General features: G+C 58.4%; 7 protein-coding genes and 2 pseudogenes. 7 read left to right on the plus strand and 2 right to left on the minus strand.

Annotated elements, in window-relative coordinates:
* Positions 1-792: 792 nt before the first annotated feature.
* The 7 genes and pseudogenes from tnpB to AB4Y34_RS39530 all read left to right on the plus strand — a co-directional run bounded on the left by tnpB (position 793) and on the right by AB4Y34_RS39530 (position 9,220).
* Positions 793-1,041 (plus strand): IS66 family insertion sequence element accessory protein TnpB, encoded by a 249-nt coding sequence (gene tnpB / locus AB4Y34_RS39500; protein WP_368719094.1) that lies wholly within the window; start codon positions 793-795, stop codon positions 1,039-1,041.
* Positions 1,042-1,219: 178 nt separating this feature from the next.
* Positions 1,220-2,783: pseudogene (locus AB4Y34_RS39505) on the plus strand (IS66 family transposase).
* Between the two features lie 148 nt (positions 2,784-2,931).
* Positions 2,932-3,401: pseudogene (locus tag AB4Y34_RS39510) on the plus strand (IS5/IS1182 family transposase); the annotation flags it as partial.
* 292 nt (positions 3,402-3,693) lie between these two features.
* On the plus strand, positions 3,694-4,134 hold the full coding sequence (locus AB4Y34_RS39515) for a hypothetical protein (protein ID WP_176369984.1): 441 nt from the start codon (positions 3,694-3,696) through the stop codon (positions 4,132-4,134).
* Between the two features lie 81 nt (positions 4,135-4,215).
* Positions 4,216-4,719, plus strand: a complete 504-nt coding sequence (locus AB4Y34_RS39520) for a hypothetical protein (RefSeq protein WP_255215346.1) — start codon at positions 4,216-4,218, stop codon at positions 4,717-4,719.
* Positions 4,720-6,291: 1,572 nt separating this feature from the next.
* Positions 6,292-7,032 (plus strand): SDR family NAD(P)-dependent oxidoreductase, encoded by a 741-nt coding sequence (locus AB4Y34_RS39525; RefSeq protein WP_368719095.1) that lies wholly within the window; start codon positions 6,292-6,294, stop codon positions 7,030-7,032.
* A gap of 1,015 nt (positions 7,033-8,047) precedes the next feature.
* Positions 8,048-9,220, plus strand: coding sequence for a porin (locus AB4Y34_RS39530; protein WP_368719097.1), 1,173 nt, complete (start codon positions 8,048-8,050; stop codon positions 9,218-9,220).
* Positions 9,221-9,511: 291 nt separating this feature from the next.
* Here the strand turns inward: AB4Y34_RS39530 and AB4Y34_RS39535 are convergent, their stop codons facing one another.
* Together AB4Y34_RS39535 and AB4Y34_RS39540 are read right to left on the minus strand one after the other, a co-directional pair.
* A complete protein-coding gene (locus AB4Y34_RS39535) occupies positions 9,512-9,709 on the minus strand; it encodes a hypothetical protein (RefSeq protein WP_255215347.1) in 198 nt (65 codons plus the stop codon).
* A partial coding sequence (locus tag AB4Y34_RS39540; RefSeq protein ID WP_368719096.1) for a molybdopterin cofactor-binding domain-containing protein occupies positions 9,690-10,331 on the minus strand: 642 nt, incomplete at its 5' end. The genes AB4Y34_RS39535 and AB4Y34_RS39540, both read right to left, overlap by 20 nt.

A 10,331-nucleotide genomic window follows, 5' to 3' on the forward strand; every position in this document is an offset into this window, starting at 1 on the left:
ACAGGGGTTCCTGCATCTCATCCATTCCGCGCATCGCATCCGCTGCCAAAGATCATGAACACGATATCCATAACGCCCGTCCCTCAAACCCCGTTTACACGGGACCCAAATTCAACAGCCTGCTAGAGTTCATCTGGCTCGTTTGACAGTCTGGATATACGGAAACAGTCGATTACCAGCGTCGCCACCACTTGAAAGAAAGCCTGATAAACCGGGCGCGACCATATAAGGTGTAAAGTAAGCGTGAAATCAGGCGCACCTAGCCTCCGGAGTCCGGGAAGATGCAAGCTGCGCCCGCAGACTTGAATTGAGGACGCAGATAATGGCCGACACTGACTTTGACTTTTCCCCCTGCGGGTGATCCCGACATGTGCTGATGGCAAGCATGGATCCAACCCGGAGGGCAAGCGCAAGGTGATCGAGGCCTGGCGCATCGCTGGCTGGCTTGTCGCTGAAGGCCGGGGTGAATGCGAACCAGTTGCACAAGGGGGTGCGCCTGGAAGAGCACCGTGAATGTACTGCTGTCGCAAATGCCGGTCTTGGGCAAGCACCATCGGCATTCGCGACAGTCGTCACAATCGACGACGCGGCCCCGGCGTTGGTCCCAAGGGGAGCTGTGCCACCCGCATCGGAATCGACGCCACAGCGTGAACCTTCTCGTCCTTCGCCGCGCTCGGCATCGCTGGCGAGCCTGTCGGCGACGCTGCCCAATGGGGATGTCGTTGAGCTCGAGTGTACCGGGCGCGACGCTTCACTCGTGACGGCGATGATCGTAGCATTGCGAGCGCGCTGATGTTCCGCTTCGATACGGAGCTGCGGGTCTATCTGCACCGCGAGCCGATCGACTTCAGGGCTGGGATCAACAGCCTCGTCAACCTGGTCGAGCAGTCGATGCAGCTCGATCCGCTCGCACGCGCCGTGTACGCGTTCAACAACCGGCGGGCTAACCGCATCAAACTGTTGCTGTGGGAGCGTAACGGCTTCTGGCTGATGCTGCGCCGCCTGGAAGCAGACCGGTTCGTGTGGCCGCGCCGGCAGTAGGCCGTCATCGAACTGACGACCGAACAACTGCATTGGCTGTTTGATGGGCATCGACATTGAAGCGGTTCGTCGACATCCCTCCCGCCGCTATCGGCCCGAGACGATCGACACAAACCTTGATTGATATCAAGGCGGTACGTAAACCTGTTTGGGCGGTTGCATCGCTATCGTGAGAGGCATGGACACACATGACTTCTCTGGACTTCCGCCGGCCGCCCAAGCCTATATCCGTGAACTTGAGCAGGGTACTGCTGACCTGGCCCAGCGCATACAGACCCTCGAAGAGCGGTTGCGGCTTGCACAAAGCCAGCGCTTTGCGCCCCGCAGTGTGAAGCTCAAGGATCGCGTGTTCAACGAAGCCGAACAGATGGCCCAGGCCTACGACAACGCTGATGACGCGTTCGCGTTGCCTGACACCGGACTGCCGCAAGTCAACGAGCCGGAACGCGGCAAGCGCGGGCGCAAACCGCTGCCGGCTAACCTGCGCCCCAGCGCATCGAATACGACGTGCCTGAGGACCAGAAGATTTGCGCCTGCTGCGGTCACGGGATGCACCGCATGGGCGAGGATAACAGCGTGCAGTTGCACATCGGGGTCAAGGCGCCGGTGCTGCAACACGTGCGGTTCAAGTACGCATGCCGGCATTGCGAGCGCCACGCAGACCGCACGCCGGTCCTGGCGTCGATGCCTGCAGGCGCTGCCGGGCAGCAATGCCAGCGCGTCGGTGATCGCCACCGTCACGGCCGGCAAGTTTGTCGACGGTACGCCGCTGTACCGGATGGCAGACGTATTTGCACGCGCAGACATTCCGGTAGGCCGCGGCACACTGGCCAACTGGATCATCCGGCCCGCCGAGCTGGCATTACAGCCGCCTGTACGCAGCGCTGCGTAAGACGCTGCTCTCGCAGCCGCTGATTCACGGCGACGAAACCACGGTGCAGGTACTCAAGGAGCCCGGCAAGAGCGCGCAGAGCAAGAGCTATGTGTGGGCTCCCCGCAGTGCCGAGGACTGCGGGGAGCCGGTGGCTCCAGCCGGAGCGCGGTTAGGAACATCCGGAGAGGTTCCTCGCCGGCTATAGGGGCTTGCTCATGAGCGACGGCTACGCTGCGTGGCGCACGCTCGAAGGCCCAACTCACTTCGGCTGCCTGGCCCATGCGAGACGGACCTTCGTCGACGCGCTCAAGGGGCAGAAGAACCCCGGTGGCCGCGTAGCGCAGGCACTCAAGTACTTCGAGGCACTGTACTAGGTCGAGCGGCTTGCCAAAGGGAATCTGCCTGAAGGCGAGACGCGTATCGGCTACATGTACCGCCTGTGCCAGCAGCACAGTGTTCCATTGCTCGAAGCATTCAGGAAATGGCTCGATGAGCAGGCCCCTGAGGTGTTGCCCGAGAGCCTGCTGGGCAAGGCAATTGGCTATACACGCAACCAGTGGGAATATCTGAGCCGCTATGTGGCCGATGGGCTTGCCCCGGTAGACAATAACGTCATGGAACGCGATATCCGCCCCTTCTGCACTGGCAGAGCTTCGGGGCTGTTCAGCGACACCGTTGCCGGAGCAAAGGCGAGCGCCATGGTGTACAGTACAGCTTGATGCGGACCTGTCGGGCCTGCGGCGTCGAGCCCTATGCGTACCTCGTACACGTGCTGACCGAGTTGCCGCAACGCGCGCCGGATGCCGACATCAGCGATCTGCTGCCGTTCAACTATGCGAAGCGCAGCGCCGAGTCTAAAGCGAGCTGACACACAAGACGCGCGTAGGCCGCCACGTCGGCGCACACTCCCCGAACACAATTGGAAACATCGCCGGTCAACATCGACCGTCGCGATGGGGCTACTCACGCGCGCAGAATGCAAACGATTCCGCATTCGGCGTGCTAAATCTAGCGCTTACGGTGTAGAGGTGTTGATCACGGCGACGCGTCGGAGGAGCCGGTGATTAGGACCCGCTCGATGATGCCGGGCAATGCGCACGACGGTCATCCCATGGAAGAAGCGCTGGACTACGCGGCGATTCTCAGTGACGTCCAACCTGAAATCGTGATCGTCGACCGTGGTTGCCGGGGGCGCCGAGCCGGACAGCGTTAGGGTCTACCACCCCCGTCTGCGGCGTGGCATCACGCGAACGTTGCGCGTCATGATCCGGCGGCGTAGCGCGATTGAGCCGACTATCGGTCATATGAAGGCGGATGGCAAGCTCGAAACAACTGGCTGAAGGTAGCGCTGGGCGATCGATCAATGCCGTGCTGTGCGGCGTCGGCCAAAAATCTGCGCATGATTCTCAGAAAGCTACAGTGTTTTGACGTCCTCCCCCGGGTCGCTTTGCTCACCCGCTTCGCGGCTCACGCATCGACATCCTGAGCGGGGTCGACCGCGAGAGCGAATTATTAAGACTGGACTCAGTAGATCGCACTTCCAAACGATTAAATATTAAACAATCGTTATGGCATTAAAAAAACTTTTTATATCAGTGTGGCTGGCAATTAGTGATATGGTGGCATCCATTTTGCACGGTATCAGAATCCGAGGTGCTGACCCTTATGCGCGGCAACGAATTTGCGCAGTTATAGCCATCCCCGTCTGGCGCTCGATAGCCTTCGTTGGCGACGTGGATGATGGCTAGTTGACGAGTGGTTTGCTTACAAAGGAAGGCATGAATTTCTTTTGCGAAAACGTTCTCCTCGCTGTGTTGCTGCTATGCGTTCTTTGTGCAGGATCGGCTCATGCCGATTTATCAAAAACTGTCTGGGACTCCGCCGGACCCGATGCGGTAGTGACCAGCAAAATATTCTATATAGGAGCTGTCACGCTTCAAAAGGCCAATGACTTGGTTTCTGCGTTGGACCAACGCCAATCACGGGCAATGCGGGCCACTGAAAATCAGTGGCACAAGATTGCCGCGCTGATGCTGATGAAGTTACCTGGCAAGAAGGCAAGTATCACGGGGGGCGTGATGCCCGCCGGCGGGACGTCATGGAACCGCGGGGCAGTTCTGGACGGCAATGGGCGGACTTGCATGGCTTCGACCACGGCTGAGCCGTGCGAGGGCGTGCGCGTCGCGTTCTATCGGGCAACGCCTACGGAGGCAGCATGACCTGCATTGTGGCGCTGACAGATGGCAAGAAGGTTTACATGGGTGCGGATTCGGCAGGATCGGGGGGGAGGGGCCATCACCGTGCGCGCCGACCCCAAGATTTATCGTGTGGGACCGTTCCTGATCGGCTTCACCACAATCCTTCTGGATGGGGCAGCTTCTGGGCCATGTCTGACCGTCGCGCCGCACCCGGAAGGCACCGACGTGTTCGCCTTCATGTGCACGACGTTCATTGATGCGGTACGCGCTTGCTTTACCCGCGGCGGATTCGCGCGCAAGGACGGCGAACGCGAATCGGCAGGCACTTTTCTGGTTGGGTACATGGGGCGTATCTTCCAGATTGGCGTCGATTATCAGGTTGCTGAACGCGCCGTGAACTTCGATGCCTGTGGTAGCGGCGAACAGGTGGCGCTGGGCTCGCTGCATACCACCGTCGGTGTGCCGAGGCGGCCGGACGTCAGAATCGAACGCGCCTTGGTCGCGGAGGCCGAATTTTCAACGGGAGTCCGTGGCCCGTTCCGGATAGAAGTGTTGGACGGCCAGACCGCTCAACGATCGGTCGAAGAAGAGGTAAGCGACGTTTGATCTACCAGCCGCCCACTTACGACGAATGGGTGATGGTTGAGCCGCTCTTCGGTTCGCAGACACTTGGCCTTGGTCGTCCGCGCGTCGCCAGTCTGCGGGCTGAAAGCCATCGTGCATGTGCTCACCACGAAATGCCGCTTGGTGCATCTGCAGCAGAACCTCGGCTTCCCGTCACACACTACCGCCCGGCACAACTCCAAGCGCTGGCAGCAGAAGGGCACGATGGATGTCGTGCTTGCGGCTCCGGGGCCGCTCGGTCGCGTACTGAGGCCGAGTCATGCCCAGAAGGCGGTCGGCGTAGACGTCGCGCGCGGCGGGAATGAGGATCTTAGTCACGGTGCGGTACGAAAACCCCTTCGCCGAACAGCAGGCAGGTTCTCCGGAGGATCAAGATGGTGCAACTGAAAGTGGCTAAAGGCGAGAAAGTCTTCGATTATTTGGGAGCGCGTAGCATTCGGTCACTGATGTTCTATGTGAACGGAAAGGAATACGACAGATTGGTCGTGACGTCTATTTAAGGTTGAAGGAAACGGTCAAGAAATGGCTGCCTCAATACGATGTCGTTCGGCCTGAAATCATCGAGGTTCAGTCAGGAGCGAAGAAGTGGTGCGCATTCAACGACGATGCAGCGCTCAAGGCGTCGTCAGTGGCGAAGTTACAGAACGAAATGACGCAGAACCAGAGGGAGCAGGCCAACACGAATCCTTGCTGGTGATCAGAAATTCGAGGTAGTCTACAGCATCAACGGCCGATTCTTCCGGCGCTTCATCGGACTGGCGCGTCCGTATTGGACGCGCACGTGGCGTTCGTGGCTCGTGTCGGTGTGCATGTTGCGTTTTCGATCGTGGACACTACACTCGGTGCCAAGCTGTCGTTTCTCACACAGAGATGAGGGTTGCACTGGTATTGCGCCACGCGGTGTATTACTGCCACCTGTTCGCCCATTTTACGTTGGTGAGTCTTGTGATCAATGGTGGCGTGGTTATCTGTTCTTCAGCTATAGTCAGTCGGTTGACCTTGCACCGGCACGCGTGACTGACACGCGACCTGGTGCGGGGTTATCTGCGTGGCCGTGCGCATTTTCGCGTCGAGCAGGGCCTCTGTGAGTGCTCGAATGTGGCGCGCACTTCGCCATATGAAAGTCTGCTATCCTCACAAAACGCGACCGACCATCGGACGCTTGATGCCAGTGTTTGTCGAAGCGATCCCGCGGATCCGCGGCGAACGGAGGCGGCTGCTGTCCAAGCCGCGCATTGCCCGCCAATCGCGATATTGCCTTTCTTACTCACTGCCCGGTCTCCATTTTCGCAACACCAATTGACCTTGTCGCGTGACCGCGGTGACGCATCGTGGAAACTGGTCAATTGCTGCACTGCAGGAACTTTTGAATGTTGCTGAGCATATCCGCAGCACGTTTGATTGAAGACAACGAGCGGGTCGGGAGTCGGCGAGATACTTGCAGGCATGAAGTGCGTTTGGCACGCCTGCTTGCGAGTAGGTACACCTCACCCATGCAGGGCGGCAGTCGCTCAACTGCACGCCGCAACGATCTATCCAATTGGACATGCACAGATGGGCCAAGTTACTCGTTATATGCTGCTGACCGGCGCCAGCCGCGGTATCGGTCATGCCACAGTTAAGCTTTTTCAGCAGAACAACTGGGAGGTGTTCACTGTCTCCCGGCGGCCGTTCTCGGACAGTTGCAAGTGGCCTACTGCGCGCGAAGCGCACATACAGGCAGACCTCGCGGACCTAGATAGTATCGACCGAATCGCTTTGGAAGTCAGGCGACGGCTACCTAATGGACAGTTACACGCGCTCGTCAACAATGCTGGCGTCTCTCCTAAAGGCGAGGATAGATCGCGCCTCGGAGTTCTCAAGAGCGATCTTCGGACTTGGATGACTGTTCTTAACGTGAATTTGGTATCAAACGCACTACTGGCGCGATCGTTGTTCCCAGAGCTGGTCCGAGGAAACGGGGCCATTGCCAACGTAACATCAATCGCCGGGGTGAAGGTTCATCCTTTCGCAGGTACTGCCTACGCAGCCTCAAAGGCTGCGCTCGCAGCTCTAACACGAGAAATGGCGCACGAGTTTGGCCCGAAGGGTGTACGCGTCAACGCTATTGCTCCGGGCGAAATTGATACCTCAATCCTGTCGCCCGGCACAGAGGAGATCGTGAATCACGGAATTCCTATGCGTCGTCTCGGGGATCCGGCCGAGGTCGCACGAGTAATCTACTTTCTCTGCACTGAGGCCTCTTCGTACATCAACGGAGCAGAGTTGCACGTCAATGGAGGACAGCATGTCTGAGGTCATGCAACAGCACGTGAAGACCGACGCCCAGGACCCGTCGTCGGAAAGGCTCCATAGCAAGGGAAGAGAAGAGAGGGCCTCGTCGTGTGCCGACCAGTCGGTCTGATGGAGACGGTCCATGTTGCAGCAGGTCCTGAAGATGGTCCCTTGCGCTCCGACGCTGCTAAGTGATCCTCTTCTACTGCGCGGCGGTTTCGATTGGCATTCAAATGATGTGAGAGCGGTGACATATGACATACCGAATGTTCCATCGTGAGAGACTATTAAGAAGTTTCGGTATCTGATACGCGTCCGACTTTCCATACTAAAGTAACATCTCCATGCCGACTAGATTGCGCGGCGTGGCATCTCGACTTGTCCACATTAGCATGAACTTTCCGCCGTGTAACGGAGGATCGTCCATCACCTCAGAACCTCTGCAAACTTCCGTTTAGTGGGTTGGGTCGGGCGCACATCCAACGAATAAGCGCTCTCCTTGTTCTACTGTCAGAATTCCCGTCTCTGCCGGCTCTTTAGCACTCGGTTTTCTGCCGCGCCGAGGTCAATTGTGCGGCACTGAGCGAATGCTTACAACAAAACGGCGACTTTCATACATGGGATTCTTTGGGAATTCGAATATGTCAGCGGTAAGCGATCCTGTAGTGATGTGTGAGTTGTCCATCCGTTCGAATTAGTGCTCTTTCAAGACGTTTTGGTCGCTTGGCTGTGCGGGCCGGTTTGGCTGCTAACAGAGAAATGGCTAGGCATAACCTATGCTTTGAATTCCCAAAGTCATCAGTTTGAAGCGACACTGCGCTCGCGTTCGAGGGCACGTCCGCCGCCATACGCCAGCGTGCTCCGCGAGGACCTGACACTGCGCGGGTAGCGGGCCCGCGTCACTGTAGTGTTTATGCAAAGGTAATGCATTGAATCGAGTCTAAGAGTCACCTCGCGCCCCTTCGATGCGGATGACGGGCAGCCGAGTTAAGTAAAGAGGGCGTTATATAAATGGTGATTGACAGGACAACGGATGATGCATAGTGAGTTGATAAAGTTGGGGATCTGTATAGCTTCAGTTGGAATGTGTTCATTCGCTAACGCACAAAGTCGTGTGGCCATTTACGGGGTCCTCGACGAAGGAATCATGTATCAAGGCAACGCTGGCGGCGGACAGAGACTGTCGCTTGATTCGCTTGCCGGCCTCATGGGAAGTCGATGGGGGGTGACCGGAGTCGAGGACCTCGGCGGAACTTTACACGCGATTTTCACCCTTGAATCGGGTGTGAACTTAAACAACGGTCTGGCTGCTCAAGGCGGGCTGCTGTTTGGTCGTCAGGCATTCGTCGGCCTGACAAGGGACAACTGGGGCGGCCTGACATTTGGACGTCAGTACGACATGATCTTCTACTTCCCCGAGCCACTCACTGCCGCAGCGCTCGTGGGAGGTGCGCCGGCCGGGCACCCAGGCGATGTGGACAATGCGTGCAACACGGTTCGAGTGAATAAGTCGGTACGATACATGAGTCCTGAAATCCGCAGTGCGACTTTCGGGGTGGAGTATAGCTTAGGTGGCGCTCCCGGAAATTTCACAACTGCCAGCGGCTATTCGGTAGGTGCCGGCTACGCAAACGCGCCATTAAAAGTGGGGGTGGCATTCGAGTATTTTAAACACCCCACTGCAGCGCCAGGCACAGGTTTCTTTACTGCCTATGGGAACGGGTTTTCACCTCTGCAGGGTGCCCTCAACAGAGGATATGCTTCTGCCGAAACATACCAGTCCGCAGTCGTAGGGGCCAATTACACGATCGGCCCAGTCATCCTGGCGGCTTCGTTCTCCAATATTCAATACGCAAATCTCGGCGCGTCGCTTCAAGACGGAACGGCGATATTCAACAACTACGACGTTGGAATACTGTATCGTTTCAGCCCGGCTTGGACTGTCGCTGCATCATATGCCTACTTGCACTCGGATGGCGTTCAAAACGCCGCGGGACACAAAATCGGAAACCAGCATTTCAACCAGGTAGCGATTGCAACCGACTATTTCCTGTCCAAACGCACCGATGTGTATTTCGGAATTAGTTGGCAGCAAGCATCGGGAACATCGTCTCTCGGTACCCCCGCTGTTGCCAACATCACGAATATGAACGATTCATCCAATAATTTCCAGGTCCTTGCTCGCGCGGCCATCCGTCACAAATTCTGATTTGTAGTAAAAGCGTGCGAATCAAGACATGCGAACAGAGCGACACCGCGGAAATGGAGATCTCGTTATCCTGGAGTAAGGCGCTCCGGTGCAAATATCGAGGAAGCAAATTCGGTTAGGGAACCGGTCTGAACGAATTGAGAATCGACAATTTTGGCCCTGTGCGACGCGGGTGCCCGCACGGACATCGAGCACTCTGCCGGCGCCCCCCGGCAGTGACTTGTGCGTCGTCTTCGTCTTTGCCATCGTGCGTGCCGTACGTTGCGATTCGCCCGAATCTACTCGACCTCGCTAACGCGACAGAACCGTCTCGATCGCTTCCCATTCGAGGCGGCCGTCGCCGAGCGAATATCTGCCCAACTCGCGCGTGTGACGATCATCTTCGTGCCGGCGTCGCGGGGCGCTGAACTTTCGACGCGCGACCGTCAGCAGCACGGTGGCGTCGTCATGCGCGAGCAGATGTTGCAGGTCAGTGAGCCGAGCGTGCATCCGGCGATTCTCCTTGCGGGGCCGCGTCAGGTGTCGGCGCGGCGGGTGGCGTGGGGATGTCGGCGCTGTCGGGGTGCGAGGCGGCTTCGGTCGGATGTGCGTGCTGCGACGCGTCCGACGCACTCAACGCATCCAGCGCGTCGAGTATCGCCTCGGGCGTCGCCGGCGCGCGCAATGGCGGAGCATGTTGCGCATCGGGCGCCGCGGCCGCGATCGCGGCGCGGATCGCCAGAAACACCGAGAACGACAGCAGGATCGGCGGCTCGCCGACGGCCTTCGAGCGGAACACGGTCAGCTCCGCATTGCTGTTGTCGTAGAGTCGCACGTGGAACTCGGCGGGCGTGTCGCTGACCGCGGGAATCTTGTACGTCGACGGCGCGTGCGTCATCAGGCGGCCGTCGCGGTCCCACCACAGCTCTTCGGTGGTCAGCCAGCCCATGCCCTGAATGAAGCCGCCTTCGATCTGGCCGAGATCGATCGCCGGATTGATCGATCGGCCCGCGTCGTGCAACAGGTCCGCGCGCACGAGCTTCCACTCGCCGGTCAGCGTATCGACGACGACCTCCGACACCGCCGCGCCATACGCGAAGTAATAGAACGGATGACCGGTCAGCGTCTTCGC

Source organism: Paraburkholderia sp. BR10954, from assembly GCF_040965775.1.
Lineage (GTDB): Bacteria > Pseudomonadota > Gammaproteobacteria > Burkholderiales > Burkholderiaceae > Paraburkholderia > Paraburkholderia youngii.